The 22389-nt window shown below is 50.2% G+C and carries 23 protein-coding genes; 4 read left to right on the plus strand and 19 right to left on the minus strand.

Features of this window, described 5'->3' with window-relative positions; translation table 11 throughout:
- The 6 genes from NQ534_RS20625 to NQ534_RS20650 form a co-directional block, all read right to left on the minus strand.
- On the minus strand, positions 1-1473 hold the full coding sequence (locus tag NQ534_RS20625) for a TrkH family potassium uptake protein (RefSeq protein ID WP_006861779.1): 1473 nt from the start codon (positions 1471-1473) through the stop codon (positions 1-3).
- Between the two features lies 1 nt (position 1474).
- Positions 1475-2848 carry a Trk system potassium transporter TrkA gene (gene trkA / locus NQ534_RS20630; RefSeq protein ID WP_074679825.1) on the minus strand — a complete coding sequence of 458 codons (1374 nt, stop codon included), beginning with the start codon at positions 2846-2848 and terminating at the stop codon, positions 1475-1477.
- An 81-nt stretch (positions 2849-2929) separates the two neighbouring features.
- The gene (locus tag NQ534_RS20635) at positions 2930-3592 is read right to left on the minus strand and encodes an ABC-2 transporter permease (protein WP_006861776.1); all 663 of its coding nucleotides are present in this window, start codon (positions 3590-3592) and stop codon (positions 2930-2932) included.
- Complete coding sequence (locus NQ534_RS20640; RefSeq protein WP_040783132.1) at positions 3589-4449, minus strand: ABC transporter ATP-binding protein; 861 nt, start codon at positions 4447-4449, stop codon at positions 3589-3591. The genes NQ534_RS20635 and NQ534_RS20640 overlap by 4 nt, the downstream gene beginning before the upstream one ends.
- 278 nt (positions 4450-4727) lie before the next feature.
- Positions 4728-5108, minus strand: a complete 381-nt coding sequence (locus NQ534_RS20645; RefSeq protein ID WP_006861774.1) for a GntR family transcriptional regulator — start codon at positions 5106-5108, stop codon at positions 4728-4730.
- Positions 5109-5349: 241 nt separating this feature from the next.
- Positions 5350-5952: a DNA-3-methyladenine glycosylase I gene (locus NQ534_RS20650; RefSeq protein ID WP_040783130.1), complete on the minus strand. Its 603-nt coding sequence runs from the start codon at positions 5950-5952 to the stop codon at positions 5350-5352.
- 313 nt (positions 5953-6265) lie between these two features.
- Here NQ534_RS20650 and NQ534_RS20655 point away from each other — a divergent pair, with 313 nt between their 5' ends.
- Positions 6266-7666 (plus strand): MATE family efflux transporter, encoded by a 1401-nt coding sequence (locus tag NQ534_RS20655; RefSeq protein ID WP_050778307.1) that lies wholly within the window; start codon positions 6266-6268, stop codon positions 7664-7666.
- Positions 7667-7800: 134 nt separating this feature from the next.
- On the opposite strand, the gene NQ534_RS20660 is transcribed toward NQ534_RS20655, so the two are convergent.
- The 8 genes from NQ534_RS20660 to NQ534_RS20695 all read right to left on the minus strand — a co-directional run bounded on the left by NQ534_RS20660 (position 7801) and on the right by NQ534_RS20695 (position 16391).
- The gene (locus NQ534_RS20660) at positions 7801-7935 is read right to left on the minus strand and encodes a hypothetical protein (protein WP_260042903.1); all 135 of its coding nucleotides are present in this window, start codon (positions 7933-7935) and stop codon (positions 7801-7803) included.
- 48 nt (positions 7936-7983) lie between these two features.
- A complete protein-coding gene (locus NQ534_RS20665) occupies positions 7984-8151 on the minus strand; it encodes a hypothetical protein (RefSeq protein ID WP_006861770.1) in 168 nt (55 codons plus the stop codon).
- A 77-nt stretch (positions 8152-8228) separates the two neighbouring features.
- The gene (locus NQ534_RS20670) at positions 8229-9485 is read right to left on the minus strand and encodes a S1C family serine protease (protein ID WP_006861769.1); all 1257 of its coding nucleotides are present in this window, start codon (positions 9483-9485) and stop codon (positions 8229-8231) included.
- Positions 9475-11355 carry an ATP-dependent zinc metalloprotease FtsH gene (gene ftsH / locus NQ534_RS20675; RefSeq protein ID WP_006861768.1) on the minus strand — a complete coding sequence of 627 codons (1881 nt, stop codon included), beginning with the start codon at positions 11353-11355 and terminating at the stop codon, positions 9475-9477. The genes NQ534_RS20670 and ftsH overlap by 11 nt, the downstream gene beginning before the upstream one ends.
- Positions 11356-11608: 253 nt before the next feature.
- Positions 11609-12802, minus strand: coding sequence for a DUF4340 domain-containing protein (locus NQ534_RS20680; RefSeq protein WP_006861767.1), 1194 nt, complete (start codon positions 12800-12802; stop codon positions 11609-11611).
- 29 nt (positions 12803-12831) lie between these two features.
- Positions 12832-14508: a GldG family protein gene (locus tag NQ534_RS20685; protein ID WP_006861766.1), complete on the minus strand. Its 1677-nt coding sequence runs from the start codon at positions 14506-14508 to the stop codon at positions 12832-12834.
- 12 nt (positions 14509-14520) lie between these two features.
- Complete coding sequence (locus tag NQ534_RS20690) at positions 14521-15384, minus strand: ABC transporter permease subunit (protein ID WP_006861765.1); 864 nt, start codon at positions 15382-15384, stop codon at positions 14521-14523.
- Positions 15381-16391, minus strand: a complete 1011-nt coding sequence (locus NQ534_RS20695) for an ABC transporter ATP-binding protein (RefSeq protein WP_050778306.1) — start codon at positions 16389-16391, stop codon at positions 15381-15383. The genes NQ534_RS20690 and NQ534_RS20695 overlap by 4 nt, the downstream gene beginning before the upstream one ends.
- A gap of 205 nt (positions 16392-16596) precedes the next feature.
- Here NQ534_RS20695 and NQ534_RS20700 point away from each other — a divergent pair, with 205 nt between their 5' ends.
- Together NQ534_RS20700 and NQ534_RS20705 are read left to right on the plus strand one after the other, a co-directional pair.
- Complete coding sequence (locus tag NQ534_RS20700) at positions 16597-17280, plus strand: response regulator transcription factor (RefSeq protein ID WP_006861763.1); 684 nt, start codon at positions 16597-16599, stop codon at positions 17278-17280.
- Positions 17277-18329: a HAMP domain-containing sensor histidine kinase gene (locus NQ534_RS20705; protein ID WP_006861762.1), complete on the plus strand. Its 1053-nt coding sequence runs from the start codon at positions 17277-17279 to the stop codon at positions 18327-18329. The genes NQ534_RS20700 and NQ534_RS20705 overlap by 4 nt, the downstream gene beginning before the upstream one ends.
- A gap of 434 nt (positions 18330-18763) precedes the next feature.
- Here NQ534_RS20705 and NQ534_RS20710 read toward each other — a convergent pair whose 3' ends face one another.
- From NQ534_RS20710 to NQ534_RS20730, 5 genes are all read right to left on the minus strand, one after another.
- Positions 18764-20005, minus strand: a complete 1242-nt coding sequence (locus NQ534_RS20710) for a tyrosine-type recombinase/integrase (RefSeq protein WP_006861759.1) — start codon at positions 20003-20005, stop codon at positions 18764-18766.
- Between the two features lie 51 nt (positions 20006-20056).
- Complete coding sequence (locus NQ534_RS20715; RefSeq protein WP_006861758.1) at positions 20057-20224, minus strand: YlcI/YnfO family protein; 168 nt, start codon at positions 20222-20224, stop codon at positions 20057-20059.
- 107 nt (positions 20225-20331) lie between these two features.
- On the minus strand, positions 20332-20520 hold the full coding sequence (locus tag NQ534_RS20720; protein ID WP_006861757.1) for a DUF6462 family protein: 189 nt from the start codon (positions 20518-20520) through the stop codon (positions 20332-20334).
- A gap of 302 nt (positions 20521-20822) precedes the next feature.
- Positions 20823-21068: a helix-turn-helix domain-containing protein gene (locus NQ534_RS20725; protein ID WP_006861755.1), complete on the minus strand. Its 246-nt coding sequence runs from the start codon at positions 21066-21068 to the stop codon at positions 20823-20825.
- The gene (locus tag NQ534_RS20730; RefSeq protein ID WP_006861754.1) at positions 21052-21492 is read right to left on the minus strand and encodes a sigma-70 family RNA polymerase sigma factor; all 441 of its coding nucleotides are present in this window, start codon (positions 21490-21492) and stop codon (positions 21052-21054) included. Before NQ534_RS20730 ends, NQ534_RS20725 begins: the two co-directional genes overlap by 17 nt.
- Before the next feature lie 516 nt (positions 21493-22008).
- On the opposite strand from NQ534_RS20730, the gene NQ534_RS20735 reads away from it, so the two are divergent.
- Entirely contained in the window at positions 22009-22380 is a 372-nt protein-coding gene (locus tag NQ534_RS20735; protein ID WP_006861751.1) for a helix-turn-helix domain-containing protein, read from the plus strand.
- Positions 22381-22389: the final 9 nt, after the last annotated feature.

A 22389-nucleotide genomic window follows, 5' to 3' on the forward strand; every position in this document is an offset into this window, starting at 1 on the left:
TTACGCTTCCTTTTTTCTGATTTTTGCCGGCCGATGCCGCGTCCACACAGAGGGCACAAAAAGCATCAGCATCGGGAACAGCTCCAGACGTCCCGCCAGCATATCCAGACAGAGCACCAGCTTCGACAGGTCCGAAAACGAGGAAAAATTCCCCGCCGCCCCGACGACCTCCAGTCCGGGACCGATGTTATTCAGCGTAGCGGCAACCGCCGTAAAATTCGTCACCAGATCCTTCTCGTCCAGCGTAATAATCAGCAGGGAGCCGATAAAAATCAGCACATACACCGCAAGATATACGTTCACGGAGCGCACCACCTCATGCTCTATCGGTCGCCCGTCCATCCGCACCTTGTGGACGCTGCGCGGGTGCAGAAGCATCCGGATTTCCTTGCCGATGCCCTTCACCATGATAATGACACGCGAAACCTTGATACCGCCGCCGGTGCTGCCGGCACAGGCGCCGATAAACATCAGAATCACCAGAATAGTCTTCGAGAGCGGCGGCCACATATTAAAGTCCCGCGTGGAGTATCCGGTCGTCGTAATAATTGAGGCGACCTGGAACGCCGCGTGATGAAACGACTGCAGCAGGTTCGGAAACTCCGGCAGGATATTGAAGGTGATAATAAGCACAGAAACCGCGATAATCGCGAAATACGTCAGCACCTCCTCCGACTTAAACGCCTGCTTCGGTTTTTTTCTGACAACGAGGAACCAGGTATTAAAGTTCACACCGAACAAAATCATAAAAATCGTGATGACCGCCTGCTGGTAGTACGTATACTCTGCGATTCCGCTGTTTTTCACTGCAAAGCCGCCGGTACCCGCGGTGCCCATCGTAAGCGTAACGGCATCAAAAACCGGCATTCCGCCAAGCAGCAGCAGAACAAGCTGGATAATCGTCATGCCCATATAAATACTGTAGAGAAAAATCGCCGTATCGCGCAGCTTCGGCACAAACTTGCTGACGGAAGGTCCGGGGCTCTCCGCCTTCATCAGATTCATAAAGGCGCCGCCTCTGGAGGGGATAATGGCGAGAATAAACACCAGCACGCCCATGCCGCCCACCCAGTGGGTAAAGCTGCGCCAGAAAAGCCCGGCGTGGGACATCGCCTCTACATCCGTCAGAATACTGGAACCGGTCGTGGTAAAACCGGAGATCGTCTCAAACAGCGCATCCACATAATGCGGTATCTCCCCGGAAATCCGGAACGGCAGCGCACCGAGGACACTCAGCAGAATCCAGCTTAAGGAAACCGCGACCAGTCCCTCCTTCGTGTAAAGCCGTTTATCCTTCGGCACCTTCAGAACAAATACCGCCCCTATGACCGTGCAGAGAACGGCGGTTCCAAGATATGCCGCCCCGACCGCATACTCCCGGTAAATAAGGGCAACCAGAAACGGCAGCGCCAGAAACGCTCCCTCGAAACAGCACACATGCCCCAGTATATAGCCTATTATTCTGTAATTCATCCTACTGTCCCGACCTGCTCTTTCCGAGAATATCTCTGATATCCTTCAGCCCTGTCCTTGAGGTAACTACAATGACGCCGTCTCCCACCTTCATGCAGTCATTTCCGCGCGGAAGGATAATCCGGCCGCCGCGCTGTATGCACGCCACAAGAATATCGTTTTTCAGATTCAGGTCAATCAGCGGAATGTTGACCACCGGCGCATTTTCGCGGATGACAAACTCCAGCGCCTCTACCTTGCCGCCGGCAATCCGGTGCATGGTCTCCACGTTGCTTCCGATGGAATTTCCGAGTGCGCGCGTATAGCGGATAATATATTCCGCCGTAATATCCTTCGGGTATATCACGGTATCCAGGTCCAGTCCGTCAACCACCTCATCGAAGGAGATCCTGTTGATCTTCGTAATCGTCTTGATGTTCGACTGCGTCTTTGCGTACAGGGACAGAAAAATGTTTTCCTCATCCATTCCGGTAAGCGCAGCAAACGCATCCGCGCGGTCCAGCCCCTCCTCCAGAAGAAGCGCTTTGTCGGTGCCGTCCCCGTGAATAATCGTCGCGCCGGGAAGCTTCTGACTGAGCATTTCGCAGCAGGCGGCATCCTTTTCAATGATTTTCACATCGATGCCGTTGGCAAGCAGCATATGGGAAAGATAAAAGCTGATTTTCCCTCCGCCCACAATCATGATGTTGTCTACCGGTCTGGAGCCGATGCCGATACGCTTAAAAAATTCCGCCGTTTTTTTCTGGGCGCCCGCAACATACACATTGTCCCGCTCCTGCAGAACAAAGGTGCCGTTCGGGATGATAATTTCTCCGCCGCGCTCGACCACGCAGACCAGAATGTCACTTTTTAATTTGGGTCCAATCTCCTGGATCTCCATACGGCAGAGCGGTGAGTCCGGTTTTATGCGGAATTTCAAGACCTCCACCTTGCCCTTGGCAAACACTTCCACGCTGATTGCCGTCGGAAGGCGCAGCACTCTTGCCGCCTCCCCCGCCGCCGTCAGCTCCGGATTGATGACCATTGCCAGTCCGAGTTCTTTTTTTAAGAATTCTGTCTCCCTGCTGTACTCCGGATTGCGCACGCGGGCAATCGTCAGACAGTCGCCCGCTTTTTTCGCAATCAGGCAGCACATCAGATTCAGCTCGTCCGAGCCGGTGACTGCAATCAGAAGGTCCGCCTTCTTCACGCCCGCCTCCATCAGCGTGTCAAAGCTGATGCCGCTGCCTATGTATCCCATAATATCAAGTTCGTTTACAAGCTGCTCTACACGCTGTCCGTTAATATCCAGGACCGTGACGTCGTTGTCCTCCCTGCTGAGCTGTTCCGCCAGGGTCGAGCCAACCTTCCCGCAGCCTACAATGATTATCTGCATATTTCCTCCGTATGAATGCTTTCTTTGGCGGCAGATGCCGCCGCTGCTTTCATACTTATTTTACGATATACGCATAAAATGTCAATATTTTTCTTTTTCATGAAGCCAGGAGGCTGCGGCGCAGATTACCGTAAGCAGCACGCCTGCCGCGAGAGCCGCCAGTGCCAGTATCGTCAGATGTCCCGCTATCCACTGCGCCAGTTCTGCTATCCATGTTCCATCGCCGCTCGTCTCCATCAGAGCGCTGATGCCGAAAAACACGATAGACGCCGGAACCATACGCACCAGGCTGAGCAATGATCCGTTTTTGATTTTTACAAAATACAGTATCAGAAATTCCAGCGACGTCAAAATCAGCGCAACACCAAAAACGATTCCCGTGAATACCCCGACTCCTTCCATTGCATATATCCCGGAAACCGTCATGCGGATAAGCTCGACGGCTACTCCCATCACCGCGGTCGCCGCCAGCACCAGCACGCCGAACAGATACCGTCCGAATACCCGGTCCGCCACGGAAGCCGGCAGCATATTGACAAATATCTCCGATATATTGTTCGCGGAAAAGAACGGAGTTGACACAACCGCCATTCCGCCGAAAATCATATATAAAATCCCCCAGTACATCGGCTTATCCGTTGCCATAAAGGAAAGAACCAGGCTTAATGCCATGAAAAACGGCAGAAACTTAAAAATACCGTTTGATTTTAAAATATCCAGCTGCACACATTTGAGAATTCTCATGATTTTCCCTCCATATCCTGAATCATATGCACAATAATCTGGTCGATCAGCGGTTTTTCCAGCAGGCAGCCCGGCGGCAGACACGCCGCATCGTCGCTGCGGACGATCGCCTCAAAGCCCACGCCGCTCTCCTTTATGCCCACCAGACATTTGCGCGCGCGTGCATCCAGATCCCCAGGTCCGCCCTTTACCAGCATCCATTCCTCCTGCAGATCCTCCTTGGTTTCGCAGAAAATCTTTTTTCCGCCATTTATAAAGAAAATATAATCCGCGATCTGCTCCAGGTCACTTAAAATATGTGTGGAAAAGAGGACGCTGTGCTCGCCGTCGCTGATGTAGTCCTGCAGGATTTCCAGAATTTCCTGCCGCACCACCGGATCCAGTCCGTTCGTCGCCTCATCCAGAATCAGAACTCTTGTATCGCGCGCAAGCGCTATGGCGAACATCAGCTTCACGCGCATACCGCGCGAAAATTCTTTGATTTTCTTCTTCTCCGGCAGTTTCCACTTTTTCATGTAATCGTTAAATTCCTGCTCCCGGAAGGTGGGATAAAAGTCGCGGCAGATGGAGCGGATATTCTTTACCGTAAAATCCGGCAGAAGCCCGTCGCTGTCGCCCACAAAGCCGATCGCCGCCCTGTACGCAATCGGCTGCTCCTCGTAGCGCAGCCCGTCTATCACGCACGTTCCGCCGTCGGCTCTGATCAAATGGGATATCAGACTTAACGTCGTGGTCTTTCCGGAACCGTTCTGTCCGACATAACCCATAATGTAGCCCTTCGGAATCGAAAAGCTGATATCGGAAAGCGTAAAATCTTTATATTCTTTTTGCAGTCCTTTTACTTCCAATGCATCCATATTCCTGTTTTCCTTTCTGTTCCTGTTTCTGCACAGACGCAGCCGCTTCATTCGCCCCGGCGGATGCCTGCACCATTTCCGCACATTACGGCTGCGATGCTTCATTCATTCCGGTTGTCAGCGCCTGCGATGCTTCGTTCATTCCGGCTGTCAGCGCCTATGCTGCTCTGCCCATTTCGTTGTCAGCGTCTGTGCTGCTCTGCTCATTTCGTTGTCAGCGTCTGTGCTGCTCTGCCCATTTCGTTGTCAGCGTCTGTGCTGCTCTGCCCATTTCGTTGTCAGCGCCTGTGCTGCTTCTGCAGAACCTGCAGCGCCTCCACAAGCTCCTCATCCGTCATATCCAGCTTCTTCGATGCTTCAATCGCTGCGTCCAGATGCTCCTCCATCTGACAGCGGTACTGCTCCCGGATGACCTTGTTATCACGCTTTAGCACAATGCTTCCTTTTCCCTGTACTGAGGCGATATAGCCCCCGCTCTCCAGTTCCCGGTAAGCGCGCGTTGTGGTGATCACACTGATCCCCAGATCTTTTGCAAGCTGGCGGATAGACGGAAGCAGGGTGCCCTCCGCAATCTGTCCATTTGAAATCTGTTCCTTTATCTGCTCCCGTATCTGCGCATATATGGGAAGTTCAGATTGGTTTGAAAGTACAACTTTCATCTATGGCTCCTTTCTAAAGATTATTAAGCTTTGCGACAAACGCATTCTCATCCGTCTGCCCTCTGCTCATATGGTTTCCCCAGGGTATTCTGTTCTTTTATACAGCAAAAGAGTATATACTGTATATATATCATTATATACAGTATATACTCTTTGTCAAGCACTATTTTCAGGGAATTTCCCATACAATACCGGATTTCCTTGCCCCTTCAATCCGCCCCCTGGACACAATGTCTGCCCATCACGCTTCCTTATCACGGCGCTTGCGGACTACCGGAACACCTGCCGTCACTTCCTTATAGCGAAAACAGCTTTCTGCATGGTCATTGATGATTCCGCAAGCCTGCAAATGAGAATACACCGTAACAGAGCCGAGATATTTAAACCCACGCTTTTTCAGATCTTTACTGACCATGTCCGACAGTCCGTTTCTGGCAGGCAGATTTCCTTTCTGGTGTCCCATGTACTGTATGGTTTTTCCCTCTGAAAACTTCCACAGATACTCACTGAACGTACCGAACTCTTCCCGGATTTTCAGGAAACATACCGCATTATGAATAACCGCCTCGATCTTTCTCCTGGACCGTATCATCCCTTCGGTTTCCATAATTCTCCGAATATCCGCCTCCTGATAGGCGGCTACCTTTTCATAATCAAACCCGTCAAAGCATGTTCGGAATATTTCCCGCTTCTGGATCATCATATTCCAGTTCAGCCCGCACTGCATGGCTTCCATCATCAGAAACTCAAACTGCTTCCTGTCATCATGCAGCGGCATCCCCCATTCCTCATCGTGGTATTTTATCATTTTTTCATTGCACAGGCACCACCTGCATCGTTCCATGCTGTCTCTCCCCCTTGTTTCATCTTTTTTCGTATGCCGGCTCTTATCCATACCTTCCCGGACATTTTTGTAAACTGTCCGGCAGTCCTTTTTTCTACCACCCATCATAGCAGAAAAAGGCTGCCGTATCAATCAAAAGCAGCTTTCCATTGATTATTATGATGAAATACGAAAAGATATCGGATTGATAATGGATATTGAATTTTCTTCCGGCTCTGTTATAATCAGACAGGCGGCCTCTTTTAAGGCTGCCCGGCAGAATTCGTTTAACACAAAATGTTTACATAATCAGATTGAAGCAGAAAGGTACATTATGAATAAAAAGCGTTCACTGGATTTAACCTCCGGTCCCATTTTCAGAACACTCGCTGCACTTGCCATGCCAATCATGGCATCCTCGTTTCTCGCCACCGCCTACAATATCACCGACATGGCGTGGACCGGAATGCTCGGTTCGAAAGCCGTCGCCGGTATTGGCGTCGGAGGCATGTTCGTCTGGCTCTCCCAGGGAGTCGTTCTGTTTCCGCGCATGGGCGGGCAGGTAAATATGGCACAGTGCTGCGGCAGCGGACGCCTGCAGGAGGCGCGCGACTACGCGGCTGCTTCTCTGCAGCTTACCATTCTCCTTGGAGTTCTCTACGGCGGTGCCTGCCTGCTCTTTCTGCATCCTCTTCTTTCCTTTTTTCAGATGAATGATGCAGAAACCTATGAAGCAGCACAGATTTACACGACTATCACCTGCGGATTGATTATTTTCAGTTTCTTAACCCAGACGCTCACCGGACTTTACACAGCGCAGGGTGATTCACGGACGCCCTTCAAGGCGAATCTGGTCGGATTGATCTCAAATATGATTCTCGATCCTCTGCTGATTCTGGGCGTTGGTCCCTTTCCCCGGCTGGAAGCCGCCGGCGCCGCCATCGCCACCGTCTCGGCACAGGTGATTGTTCTCACCGTTCTCTTAGTGGAAATTCTGCGCGCCGCACCGGAGGGCAATCTTCTGAAAACTGTGCGCATTTTCAAGCGTGTTTCCGGAAGCTGCTACCGGAATATCAGCCGGATCGGCATTCCCTCTGCCCTGCAGTCTGCCGCCTACTGCATCATTTCCATGATTCTGACGCGCATGGTCTCTGCTTTCGGTCCCGGCGCAATCGCTACTCAGAGAGTCGGCGGGCAGATTGAATCTCTCTCATGGAACACTGCGGACGGGTTTGGCGCTGCCCTGAATGCTTTTGTCGCACAAAATTTTGGTGCAAAGAAAGTACAGCGTATCCGTGAAGGCTACCGCATCTCCATGCGGGCGCTTGTTGTCTGGGGGCTTCTCATCACAGCCGCCTTTCTCCTGCTGCCCCGCTCTATCTCGCGCCTGTTTTTCTACGAACCGGAAGTCATCGAAACTTCAACAAATTATCTGACTATCATCGGATTCAGCGAGGTTTTTATGAGCGTCGAGCTGATGACGGTCGGCGCACTCTCCGGTCTTGGAAAAACCACGCTCTGCAGTGCGATCAGTATCCTTTTCACCGGTGCGCGCATCCCGCTTGCCCTGCTGCTCTCCCTCACCAGCCTTGGTCTCTCCGGTATCTGGTGGGCGCTGACACTCACCTCCGTAGCAAAAGGAATTATCTTTTACTTTACGTTTCAGATTGTCAGCCGGCGCGTCTCAAAAAATCAGACAGCCAACATGGTAAGCGACCGCCGCAAGACCCAGTGACACAATGATATAATAGCCCGCCACGCGCAGCGTCCATTTCAGGGAGCGGGTTTCATGTGCAGTCGCGCTCATTGTCATAAGGCATGGCATATTAAAATAAAATGCAAAGATAAACGCCAGCGCTTCCGGTTTTGTCAGAACCGCAGGACGCTCCCCGAAAGATTTCCATCCGCCGTGTAAGAAAGCGCCCACATAATCACAAAAACAACCATCACAATGCGGATCGCCCGTTTAAATGCCGCCGGCATCTCTCTCCTAATGCCTAACAACAAAAAATCTCCCCGGTTACACAAAATAACCGAGGAGCTTCCAACTTTTCATTTTTTCAACAGATTGGAATATTTACCCTTTTCTGAATCCGGGATTTTAAGTGCCGCCATCGCCTGCTCTGCCGTCATTTTTAATGTTTCCATTAAATTTTGTATAGCCCTTAATGTGCCAATCTCAATTCCTTTTTCCTCTACACCTTTACTCAAATTGCACATACGCCGCACCTCACTTTCCCTTTCACTATTATGTTATCATAAATCCACCTAATAATCTATATACCATTTCAGGTACTTTATTCCGTCTCCTCGCTGCTCTCTGTCTGGTTCTGGTTTTGCGCCAGCGTGATATCCGTAGTTATCATCTTTCCGTTTCGCTCTACAGACACGCTGACGGTCTCACCCGGCTCATATTTTGCAAGGACGTTGGAGAGCTGCTTTACCGTTTTGATTACCGTGTCCTCCACGCTGATAATACGGTCGCCCGCCTCCAGCAGACCGTCGGACGCGCCGCCTTCCTCCACAGACCGCACGTAAAGTCCGGCTTCCACACCGGCAAGCTGCGCCTGCTCACTGCCGATTTCGGATACAGTAATGTTCATAACAGCGTCATTCTCGCTCTCTGTCAGTGTATCTCCGGTATAATATCCGTCGTTAATCAGCCCGGTGGCGATTTCCTGCGCTGTGTTAATCGGGATGGCAAAACCGATGCCCTCCTGGCTGTCGCCGGAACCCTTTGCGTTGACAATGCCAATCAGCTCGCCGCTGCTGTTAAAGAGCCCGCCGCCTGAATTTCCGGGGCTGACCGCCGTGCTTGTCTGGAGCACATCCAGCGAAACAGCATTTCTCACAGAGCCAAATCCGTAGCTCTGACTGCTGCTGTCCAGAGCTACCGTGATGGTACGCTCTGTTGCGCTGATAATACCGTCCGTAATGCTGCCGCCAAGCGTTCCGCCCGGATTTCCGACTGCATATACCGTCTCCGCCAGCTTCACCTGGTCGCTGTCCCCCAGCGTAGCCGCCTGCAGCCCCTGCGCATCAATTTTAATGACGGCAATGTCGCCCGTCTCATAGCTTCCCACGAGCTGCGCCTGATATTCGTTGCCCTCGTAGTCCGTCACCGCGATGGAATCCGCGCCGGAGACAACATGTGCGCAGGTGAGGATATAGCCATCCTCACTGATGATGACGCCGCTTCCCGCGCCGCTGGATACCTGCGCGCCGTACCAGAACTGATTGTACTGAATCTGCTCGGTCGCGATGGAAACGACCGTCGGGCTGATAGCCGCCGCAACGTCCGTCGCGGACATCTCTTCCCCGTCGCTGCTTCCGGTGCCGGAGCTGCCTGTCACCTTCTGGATGACCACCTTCCCGGCGTTCTGGCTGGCTGCCCAGGAGCCCGCATAACCGCATGCCAGCGCAATCAGCGCCGCGGCAGCCAGGATTCCCACCGTCTGCGAATGCTTTCCGTGCCCGTTTGTTTTCCTGTTTTCCGGTTCTTCATACTGCGGAACCTGCTGCGGTTCCCTGTTCTCATAATAATTATTCTCCATTTTCTGTTCTCCCTTCCAGCATTTTCATAAATAATTCTCCGCTTATCGTTTCTTCGCGGTACAGATATTCCGCAAGCTCATGCAGCTTCTGTATATTCTCCTGAAGAATCTCCTTTGCACGCTCCTGCCTGCTCTTTACCAGCGCAATCACCTGCCGGTCTATTTCCTCCGCCAGCGCGTCGGAGCAGTTCAGCGAGGTATCCCCGCCAAGGTATACGTTTTCCACCCGCTCCATTGCCACCATTCCGAAATCCTCCGACATGCCGTATCTGGAAATCATTGCTCTCGCCAGCTTTGTCGCCTGCTCGATGTCGTTGGCGGCGCCGGTGGTAATTTCTTTAAACACCAGCTCCTCTGCCGCCCTGCCGCCTGCAAGCACGGAAATCTTCTCCAGGAGCTCCTGTTTGCCCATCAGATAATGCTCCTTCTCCTCCGTCTGCATGGTGAAGCCCAGCGCGCCGGAGGTACGCGGAATAATCGTAATCTTTGTAACCGGAGCCGACTGACTCTGCTTCGCCGCCACGATGGCGTGACCGATTTCGTGGTACGCGACAATCATTTTTTCCTTCTCGGAAAGAATGCCGTTTTTCTTTTTGTACCCGACCAGAACCGTCTCGATGCTTTCCTCCATGTCCTCCTGCGTCACATACTCCCTTCCCTCGCGGACGGCGCGCAGAGCCGCCTCATTAATCATATTGGCAAGGTCCGCGCCGGAAGCTCCGGAGGCGGCTTTGGCAATCTCCTTTAAATTGACATCAGAGCCCATCCGCACCTTTTTCGCATGGACACGGAGGATTTCCTCCCTGCCGATGTAATCCGGCAGCTCCACCGGAATCCTCCGATCGAATCTTCCGGGACGGAGCAGCGCCGGGTCAAGGCTGTCCGGACGGTTGCAGGCGCCCAGGATTACCACGCCTTTGGAAGCATCAAAACCATCCATTTCCGTTAAGAGCTGATTAAGCGTCTGCTCGCGCTCATCATTTCCGGAATAACCCTGGGCGTCTCTTTTCTTTCCTACGGTATCTATCTCATCGATAAAGACGATACAGGGCGCCCGTTCCCCTGCCTGTTTGAACAGATCGCGCACCTTGGCGGCGCCCATTCCGGCAAACAGCTCGACAAATTCCGAACCGGATATCGAGAAAAACGGCACACGCGCCTCGCCCGCCACCGCCTTTGCCAGCAGGGTTTTTCCGGTACCCGGCGGTCCTACAAGCAGCGCACCCTTCGGCATCTTCGCACCGATTTTCTGGTACTTCTCCGGATTATGCAGATAGTTTACAATCTCCATCAGCGCCTCCTTCGCCTCGTCCTCGCCTGCTACTTCCGCAAACGATACGCCGTCCGTGGACTGCACATACACCTTGGCGTTTGACTTTCCAAAGCTCATAAAGCTGTTTCCGTTTCCCATTTTCTTCAGAAAATAGCGTATCAGAAGGAAATACAGCAGCACCGGCAGCCCCACGCTTAAAACCAGACTTAGAATTGTGCTGAAGACCCCGCCGCTCTCCTGGTTTACCTGCGAGAATACTGCGCCCGATTCATACAGACGGTCCACCAGCTTCGGGTCCGACATCCGCTCGGTGTAGTAATATTTCTCCTGCCTGTTCTGGAAAACGCCGCCGAAAAGGCTTTCCGGAAAGACCATGCCGGAGCTGTCCTCCTTCAGTGTATAGTAAATCCGGGTGCTCTCCACCTGCACGCGGTCAATATTCTCATTTTCCAGCTCCTCCAGGAATGTGTCGTAGGTCACTTCCTCTGCGCCCGTATCCGACATCAGCATTCTGGCGACCACCGTATTCAGCAGAATAAGTACCACCAGCACCACCGTACAGATAATCAGAATTTTTTTCTTTTTTTCCTTATCCATTGGCTTCTTCTCCTTTCCTCCCTCTGTTTTCTGAAATTCTATCAGACATTATCGCTGGAAAATGTGTTCACTCTGTCATGAGGAAATAACTTTTCTGTGAACAAACCTTAACGGAAGATAAACTCTGCTAAACCGGAGGATTTATGCCACAGGAAGCTGCAAAGTAACTGTCTGCGGCGCAGGAAAAAACCGACGGAAGAAAAATCTCCTCCCGCCGGCTTCTTGTCCGCGCTATATCCCCATCGGTTTTCTGTTATTCGTCTGTTTCGTTCTCCGTCTCCCCGGCATCCGCAGTCTCATCATCCGTTTCCCCGACGTCCGCAGCTTCGCTTTCTGCTTCCGATTTTTCTTCAGAATCGTCGTCTGCAGCTTCACTTTCTGTTTCCGTCTCTGCTTCAGAAGCGTCCTCTGCGGTTTTGCTCTCCGCTTCCGTCTCTGCTTCAGAAGCGTCCTCTGCGGTTTCGCTCTCCGCATCCGTCTCCGTCTGCACAATCTTTTCAGCCGTATATTCCAGGAATGGTTCTACCATGCCGGGTGCAATGGTGTGTACCTGGGTGGAGCCGGAGAGCTGCGTGTAATAATTGCCCTCGCTGTCCGTACTGCCGATTTTGATGGTTTTGCTCTTGGCGGAATCATCCTCCTCATAGGTAATCGTCAGCGTGGCGAACGGCTCCTCCAGCCCGTACTGCGCCAGATCTTCGCCCTCGCAGTCATGCTCCAGATAATCCACATAATATACGCCGGAAATCTGCGCCACCAGCTCCGAGGTAATATCTGTATTCGCACTGTCCTTCACACCGTCTCCCTCTGCCATCCAGGTATCCTCCTCTTTATAAATCATGTAGGATGTATCCTCACTGTTAAAGGTAATACCGGTAATGTTATCCTGCGTGATTGGCGGAAGCTCCTCGCTGACGGCGTAATCATACAGACCGTCATAAATTGCTGTCCGCACATCGGAGCTGACCGTATAAACGGTGGTGTCCGAATCTGCCAGCATCAGATAATCGTTGCCGGTGCTCTCATTATTATCACCGATGGTCAGCACCTGCTCCGTGCCATCCTCCATATCCAGCGTGATTACATTCTGCGGGTCCTCCATGCCGTACTCCGCGGTATCCTCCACATCGGTCAGCGTGCGCAGGGCTTTCAGCGGCGTGACCGCCGCAAAAAGCTCCTCCAGGACCTCCTCATCCACGGGAAAGGTTTCATCCCCCGCAAGCTGCCAGGAGCCGCTCTCCTTCTCAAAGGTGTACTGGTCGTCACCGATAAAGAACGATATCGCCGTCAGACTGTCCGTATCCGTCTCCCAGATCACCTCTCCCTCCGCCTGCAGCGCTTCCTCTTCCTCCGCCTGCTCATTATGCTCCTTCAGTGCCATATATCCGCCCACCAGAGCGGCGAGCGCCAGCACTGTGACGCTCATGGTAATTGTTTTTCTTTTCATTCCGTGCTCCTTTCTGCCACAGTGTATGGCTACTGCCGTCTCCGTCTCAGCCAGGTGTACAGACCCGCTATCAGAAATCCGCCCGGAATCACACCGATTACCAGAATGCTCCAGAAGCTTGCGCTTGCCGCCGGGACCGTCAGATACTCTGTGGACATACTCTTCGCCGGAATGGATACCGTCGTCTCATTTCCGCAGAGCCAGCTTATGGTATTGACAAACAGACGGTAATTTCCGCCGGACACCATCTGATTTGCCGACTCATCCAGAAGCGAGGAGGACGTAAAGACTGCAATGCGCGTCTCGGCGGTTTCCGTATCGTCCTCCGCATCCTCATCCTCCGCGCCGCTTTCTGTATCCGTCTCAGAATCCGTATCCGCACTGGATTCTGCGTCCGCATCGTCAGACGCCGTGTCCGTCCCGGATTCTGCATCCGTCCCGGAATCCGCATCTGTATCCGCTTCCTCCTCTTCGATTTCCAGCCCATCCAGCACGGTATCCAGGCTCACATCCTCCGATACTTCCGCCGTCTCCGCCAGAAGCTCCTCTGTCAGTTCTACCGTTTCCGTCGCCAGCGCTCCGATGGAAAACGGTCCGTCGATGTCGCCGTCCTCCTGCGCATAGGTTTTCATGTTCTCCACATCTGTTTTCGAATACGAGTTATCCGAGGTAGTCAGCACGCTGGTGACGGTAAGTCCGTCCCGCGTATTCTCCGAGAGCTGCAGTCCCTGCGCTGCTGCCACCAGCACGTAACTTCCGCCGCCGGTCAGATCCTCCGATACCTCCGTGCTTTCAATCGTCGGCAGCAGATAATACGGCACCTGGACGTAATGACCGTTATCGCTCTCCAGCACCACGCCCTCCGCTTTCTCCATTCCGTAATACTCCAGCACCGATTCCAGATTCGGCATCTCCTCGGTGCTGTAATCCGTCACAATGACCGCACGTCCGCCCGTTCTCAGATAATTCAGAAGCTTCTGCGCCTCCGCATCCGTCAGATCCTGCTGCGGCGACAGAATCATAACCGCGTCAGCGTCCTCCGGAACACGCTCCTCCGATATCAGATTCAGCTCCTCCGTCTGCACATTCTCCTTCTCAATCGAGCTTTGCAGAGACGTGCCCACGGTCGCCTCATTATGCCCTGTCAGCGTATAAATCTTCGGCAGGCTACCCGAAGAGAGCGCCGCGATGGCGCTGGTAATCTGCCCCTCCGCGTCAAATCCGGTAGTCTCGTAGGAATAATAATTATAGTTAAATTCCGACTCGTACATATCCTCATAATTAATAATTCTGCTCTGCCCGCCGCATTCTATGATGACGCTGTTCTCCGTCAGTGATTCGTCGGTGTACTGCGAGGTGAACTTCGGATAGCGCACCGGGTCCTTCTCCACCACCTTAATGTGTCCGGAAGCGCCCTCGTAGCGCTCCAGCAGGCGGGAAACGTTCGTATCGCGGTTCTCATCCTGCACCACATAATAAATTGTGATGTCTTCCGTGAGAGAATCCAGCAGCTCCTCGCTCTGCTCCGTGAGCACAGAGAGCTGCGCGCTCGTCAGATCTATCTGCGTATATTTTGACGGGAGCTCCGAGACAATCAGATTCACGACCACCGCCGCTGCGACGACGATTGCTGTGAGCATCAGACTGTAAGAGCCATGCTTTGTCTGACGTCTCCCTTTTTCCAGTTTGATTGATTTGATTTTCATAAACTGCCCCTCCTAGCTCCAGCGTCTCTTCTGAATCGACTCCACCGTCAGAAACAGAAATACACCGATAATCGATAAATAGTAAACCACTCCCGTTATATCAAAAATGCCGCTGGCAAATTCGGAAAAATGTCCGGAAATATCAAACACGCCGAGGATATCCTGGATAATGCCCTCAAATGCGGTAGAATTTACCATGTACAGCACCACCAGCACCGCCTCGCCCGCAATCAGAAAGATGCCCGCAATCACCCTGTTTTTCGTCCAGTACTGAATCAGAAAAGCGGCTCCCAGCACCAGCGCCGCCAGAAAGAGCAGAGATGCCGACGCCGTTTCCGGGAAGAAACCGGCAATACCGTCCATCAGATAGCAGACAAACAGCGCCAGGAAGGTCAGCACCGCCGCGATGACCTGACTCTCCGTCACGGAGGAAATATACAGACCGATTGCCAGAAAGCTGCAGCCCATCAGCCAGAAGCCAAAGAGCGCCGCATATGTCTCCCCGTATGGAATACTGCCAAACTGCGTCAGAATCAGCGGATAAAGCGCCAGCACCAGCACCACGATCAGGAAAATAAACACCAGCGCCAGATATTTTCCAACCACGATTTCCGTCACGGAAACCGGCGACGTCAGCAGAAGCTGGTCCGTCTTCTGTTTGCGCTCCTCCGCCAGAATACGCATGGTCAGAATCGGCACCGCAATCAGAAACACCACCAGTACCGCATTCAGTGTATAGGCAAATTTCGGATAAGCGCCGTTTAAATGATACGCCGTAAAATAAATACCGCTCACCACCAGCATAAAGGCAATAAACACATAGCCGGTCATCGTGGTCATATAGCCCTTTATTTCCTTTTTTAATATCGCAATCATTCTTTCTTCGCTCCCTTCCCGGCAAACAGCCGCTTCTTCTTCGGCGTCTCCTCTTTCTGCTGAACGCCCGCCGCCGGATTATCCGTCAGCTCCAGGAAGACATCCTCCAGGGAAATGCGCGTCTGCTGCATACGCAGCACCGGCATTTTCTGCTCCGCAAAAAGGTAGAAAAGCTTTCTGCGCAGGTCGGTGCCGCCCGCTGTTTTTACGGTAATATCGCAGGCGTCCTCCTCATCCGACGGCTTTACCTCGCAGGAATGAATCCCCTCAATCCCGCCAAGTGCTCTGCGGATATCCGTTTCCTTCGCCTCCACCGTCAGCTCCAGCGCCTCGGAGCCCTTCATCAGATGCACAAGATTGTCCGGCGTATCGCTCGCCACCAGATTTCCGTGCGAAATAATCATAATATGGTCGCAGATTGCACTGATTTCTGAAAGAATATGGGAGCTTAAAATAACTGTATGTTTTTTTCCAAGACCGCGGATCAACTCGCGTATCTCAATAATCTGCTTCGGGTCCAGTCCCACCATCGGCTCATCCAGAATGATGATCTCCGGATAGCCGAGCAGCGCCTGCGCCAGCCCGGTTCTCTGCCGGTAGCCCTTGGAGAGATTCCGTATCAGGCGTCTTTTCATCGTCGTGATGTCCGTCATTTCCATGACATCGTAAATCATTTCCTCCTGCTCCTTTTTCGGAATCTTCTTCAGTCCCGCCGCAAAGCTTAAATATTCCTCCACCGTCATTTCCGGATAAACCGGCGGAATCTCCGGCAGATATCCAATGCATTTGCGCGCCGCCTCCGGCTCGTCGAGAATATTGTGCCCGTTTATCAGCACCTCGCCTGTGCTGGGCGCGATATAGCCGGTCAGAATATTCATCGTCGTGGATTTGCCCGCGCCGTTCGGTCCGAGAAAGCCGTAAATCTGCCCCTGCTCCACCGTGAAGGACAGATTATCCACCGCCTTCGCAATCCCGTACTGCTTTGTTAAATTCTTCACCTCAATCAAAGCAAAAACCTCCATCCATAAATTTGCGCGCGCCGGTTTCCCGCCGTACCCGCGCATTCCGGTTTCTATCCTAGCCGCTTTTCCTAAACTGAATTTAAACTGGACCGATATGATTTTGAAAATTGTGTGAAACTTCTCAAAAGTTAAACTTCGGTTTAGATTTTCATGTTAGACTGTGAATAATAATTGAAAATGAGGTGATACGATGTTTCAGATACTGGTAGTAGATGACGATAAAAATATCCGCCGTTTTTTGTGCGCCGTGCTCTCCAACGCAGGCTATCGTCCCATCGGGGCTGCCTGCGCGGAGGACGCTCTGAAGATCATGGAAGAAAAAAGAATCGATCTGATTGTGCTGGATGTTATGATGCCCGGCATGGATGGCTACGCATTTACAAAGCTGCTGCGCGACTGCCGAAACGACCTTCCTGTCCTGATGCTCACGGCAAAGCAGCTCCCGGAGGACTTGAAGCAGGGCTTTCTTGCCGGAACGGATGATTATATGACAAAACCGGTCAATGAGGAGGAGCTGCTGCTGCGCATCGGGGCGCTGCTGCGCCGTGCGCGGATTGCCTCCGACCGTCAGCTTACCGTCGGTTCGACAACGCTCAATTTTGATTCTCTCACTGTATCGTGCCGGGGAGAGACGCAGCTTCTGCCGCAGAAAGAGTTCTTTCTATTATATAAGCTTTTATCGTTCCCGAACCATATTTTTACGCGCCTGCAGTTAATGGAAGAAATCTGGGGTCCATGTACGCAGTCCACCGACGCCACCATCAGCGTCCACATCAACCGGCTGCGCAAGCGGTTTGAAAATTCCCCGGATTTTTCCATTATCACCATCCGCGGGCTCGGATACAAAGCACAGCTAAAGGAGGGCACCCCATGAAAAAGAAACCCGGCTTTATGACGAGCATGACGCTGATTACCACCGTCATTGTCTTTCTGCTGCTTACCGTTACCATGTTTCTCAGCAATATCATTACCTTTTTTCTCATCCGCAAAGGATGGCTTCCCTTCCATCCCAGCGAGCCGCCCGTCCCGATGCTGCTGCAGAATGCTTTTATCAGCATCGTGGTCGGCACCGTGCTGACGTTTTTTGTCGTACATCTTCCCCTGCGTCCCATCCAGACGCTCATCCAGGCGATCCATGAGGTGGCGCGGGGCAATTTCCAGACAAAAATATATATCGAGCATCCAAGGGAATTCCGCGAGCTGTCGAAATCCTTTAATCAGATGACGGACGAGCTCTCCGGCATCGAAATGCTGCGCTCTGATTTTATTAATAATTTTTCCCATGAATTTAAGTCCCCGATCGTCTCTATCTCCGGCTTTGCCCGGCTTATGAAAAGCGGCAATCTGACGGAGGAAGAGCAGCAGGAATACCTTGATATTATTATTTCGGAATCCGCGCGCCTCTCCGAGCTGTCCACGAATGTGCTGAATCTTTCCAAGGTGGAAAGCATGACGCTGCTCACTGATTTCACCTGCTACAATCTCAGCGAGCAGATCCGCCAGTGCGTGGTGATGCTGGAGGCAAAATGGACGCAGAAAAATATTACTTTCCAGCTTGATATGGAGGAATTGATTCTGATGGGAAATGAAGCCCTGCTCACTCAGGTGTGGACAAATCTGATTGACAACGCTATTAAATTTTCCCCGGAGGGCAGCACTATCGCTATCGCGCTTACAAAGGACGATACCGCCGCACATGTCTCTATCCGCGATGAGGGTATCGGGATTGAACCGGAAAAGCAGAAATATATTTTTGATAAATTTTACCAGGCGGATACCTCGCACTCTGTTGCTGGAAACGGACTGGGGCTTTCCCTGGTCAGCCGGATTCTGAAGCTCCATCACGGAAGCGTTTCCGTGGACAGCGCCCCCGGCAGAGGCAGTATCTTTGTGGTGTCGCTGCCGCTCTCGCAGCTTTCATAAGGCGGGCGGCGGTTTCTTCACGAACCGGGACGCACCATATCTTCCGGCGGCATATGTTTCACGAACCGTGGAGCGGCATATCTTCCGGCGGCAGACACGTTGATTTTTTGGATTTGCTGCGCCGCTTATTGGCATTCATTTTGCCTCCATGAAAGCTGGTCGGACAAAATGAATGCTGCTATGCTCGCAAATCCTGCAAAATCTGCCTATCGTCTGCTGCCGGAAGATATGCCGCTCCACGGTTCTGTGAATTTTATGCCGGGAATACCCAAGAGGGTAACGCATTATTGCGTATTATCCCGCATTTAAGCCTTTTCGGATAATGGGAATTACCACATCATCAAGTATTATTATGTACTATCATTTCAAAATTTGTTACATTTTCGTTGCAAAAACTCTTTTTTGTTGCACAAGCCCGACTATCGGACTCTTTCCTAAAATACATCGTATTTCTCTGATAGATGTTTCATTGACTCTACCTTTTTCATGTCAGTGACCTCGGCGTATATATCCATTGTAGTTTCAATATTAGCGTGTCTCATAATGGATTGAATCACCTTAATATTAGTCTCCTGCTCACAGAACCTTGTGCAGAACGTATGTCTCAAATGGTGACACGAAAAGTGCGGTAAAATAACCGGCTGCCTTTTCTCTTTTTTCGCCTTCAAGACTTCCTCTGCATTATAGCTCTCTAAAATACGTTTGATGGTTCTATTGACTGTCTGTGGATTGTGTACATTTCCAAAACGATTGCAAAACACAAATCCTGTCATCCCATCAATCTCGGTACTGTTAAACCCATTCTCCTTCTGTACTTCGTATTCCTCTTTAAAAGCATCATACACAGCATCCAGCATAGGTATTGTACGGATGCCTGCTTCGGTTTTCGGTAACGACACTTGAAAAACACTTTTTCTCGTCTTAGCACCTTCCTGTGCATAATATACAACACTATGGTTAATGCTGATAGTTCTGTTTTCAAAGTCTAAATCTTGCCACCTCAAACCAATAATCTCTCCGATTCTGCCACCTGTTCCAAGAAGAACAGTAAAAAGTGGCGTCCAATGACAAAATATCGGATTATTGGCAGTATAATTCATAAATGCTCTCTGCTGCTCCACCGTTAAAGCGTGTCTGACTCCGTGATTCCGCCCCGGTTTCTTTTTAATCTGCGCCATTACCCCGTCACTGGGATTTGTACGGATAATATCATCTCTAACCGCAAGCTGAAATGTTGGATGTAATACCGTATGTATTGTTTCAAGCGTGTTAATTTGCAGTTTTTTCTCATTAATCAAATGATAGTAAAAATACAACACATCGGAATACTTAATTTCTGCTATCTTACGTTTTCCAAATTCATCTCTGACAAAATGATTATACATATACTTGTAATTCGTATAGGTAGTCTTTCTTAAATCTGTCTTTGTGGATATGTATCTGTCAAACACAAAATTCAGATCCGCATTTCCTGCAGCGTACACATCCAAACCGTCCAGTTGATCTTTCAGTAATTGATTTTCTTTTTCCCGCAATGTCCGCAAATCAGTAGCATAAATGTACTTTCTTCTTCCAAAAGGATCGGTATAGGTATACACATACCGCATATCTTCTGTTCTCTGGCTTTCTCCTTTTCTTAAAGCCCTGCCTTTGTTATCTTTTCTCGCTTTCGCCATCTCTACTCCTTTCTAAGTAAAGGAAAGAGATTTTGTACTTTCTTTCAAGCATCACGAATTTTGGTATAAAAGTTCTATACCTTTCAGTAATGCCTGTGTCATGGTCATGTTATGACTGGCAGCATACTTTATGAATTTTTCGTATTCATCATCTGAAAGCCTGATTGTCACTGACTTCAATTTGGGAGAGTCCTTTTTCGGTCTCCCGATTTTTGCCATTCATATGCACCTCCCGTTCATAACTAAGACTATTATACTTTCCGTCCAACGAAAAGTCAAGTGTTTTCGTCTTACAAAAATATACTTTTACAAAATCTCTTCATATATTATCCTTTTACATGAAACGTCTCTAAGTATTCCTCAAAAATATCACAATTTACTAAAACCAATTTATCCAACTTATAAACTGCATTCGCATCCTTTGCCATCTGCTCAAATTTTCTTTGACACATACTATACAATTCTGCCCCCTCTTTATAACGAACAAATCTTTTTTTATTTATTTTTTGTTTCACTTCTATATCCTCTCTTTGATTGTTTTGTCAGTTTTCTCCAAATCTCCTGCAGGCGACTGCCGGGCGCAGCCTCATTGGTATCACACCATCCTCTCGGACCGGAGCAGCTTATCTCCGGAAGTCTCATTATCAGAAAACAGTATCCTCGCGCAAAGTGCCGGACACAGGCAGTCATGGCGTATCTGTCACATAGCTCCACTGTTTTCTGCGTCCTGCAGGATAAAATATGAAGTTGTCAAGGTACACCTGCCCTGTTATGAACAGCAGAAACAGAAAGGGATATTTCTGCTGTTCAATCCGGGCTAAATTTCAAATGCTAAAATCTTAGTGATTAACTTTGTTTCAAGCCGTCTCCGCAATGTTTCGTCCACACAGTAATGAACCTGTCTGTTTTCGTCATACATCTTTCTGGTAGACAGTACCGCTATGTAACCTTCATAGTGTTTCAGCACTGCATTGATTGCTCCAATGTCCCCGTTTGAAGCTGCCCTAATTGTCTGGAAAGAAGGCAGATCAAACGCTTCGTCATTTTTACTTTTCCTGCTCATTTTGATATTCCTCCATCATTTCTTTCATCAGTTCCAGCGAGCGTCTACGATGCTCATGGACTGTGCTTCGCACAAGATTCATTGCCCTTGCAATCTCCGCATCGCTCATATCCATGAAATAAGACAGCAGCACTACCTTCTGTTTGCTTTCAGAAAGCGACTGTATTGCCTCCGCAAGTAATGTGTCTTTCACTTCAATGTCATATCCAAGTACCCGGAAACACTTGTTTTCTACTTTGTACCTGTCCACAGTGAAAATACTGTCCAGTTCCTTCTCCGAAAGCTCCGAAAACAATACTTCATGTTTCTGCAGATAGGTAATATGCCGATAATAGTCAGCAGCCTCGCCTTTCAGCGCCAGCTTGCATATCCGGTCAAACTGATTCCGAATCGTCAGTTCATCATTGGAAGAAGATTTCCCCATAAGAGTTCACCTCCTTCCCCTTCCACCAGCACATGGATGAAGTTTCTATCTCCCTTTCATCCATAGTCCCGAATGGGTGATGCCCGATGTTCGGTTCGGGAAGAAAATTTTTTAAAAAATTTTCATATATATAAAATGCGCCCGGACAGGCTAACGAAGCCCATCGGACGCACTTTATAACTGATTCAATTATTACCCCTGCTCTGATATAGGTTTTTACCATAGGTACAAGGGTGTTTGACAGAGCGGCAATCATTAAGATTTTTTTAGCTGTATACCTGACAAACGGCATAACTGCCGCTCATATTTCTTTCTTAAAACCACTCTGCGCTCCGGCAAAATCCCGGAAACAGAAAAAGAGTATTCAAATAACCCTTTCCGGAATTTTGTTTTTTTTAATCCGAAAAAGGACTTGAATGCTCTTTCTAGGTTTTAACCCCCATAAAATACTAAGCTCACACCCTTTTCACTTTTCAAATACGGGTTAATACACTATATTTATGGAGGTGAATAAACATGGATATTCCCAAGACACTCTTTGCAACAATGGTAAAAAATGCCCGGATGGATCGGCACTGGACACAGGAAGAACTTGCGGAAAAGCTCGGCATATCTCTCACTTATCTGGGAGATTTGGAACGCCACAAAGGTACTCCAAGCCTGCCCTTGTTTTGTAAAGCTATGCGGCTATTGAATCTTTCCGCAGATGATTACGTCTATCCAAACGGAAACAGCGATAATTCTACATATAAGCAGTTGCTTCGTCTGCTGACGCACTGCAGCGAACATCAACTTCAAGTTCTTCTGGCAACAGCCACCGCCCTGCTGCAGCCCGACCCATCAGGAAAAGCATTGAACGGTATTAAATACCCCTTTGCATTAAAATAATTCAGCATC

It is taken from the genome of Marvinbryantia formatexigens DSM 14469 (genome assembly GCF_025148285.1).
GTDB classification, from domain to species: Bacteria; Bacillota; Clostridia; order Lachnospirales; family Lachnospiraceae; genus Marvinbryantia; species Marvinbryantia formatexigens.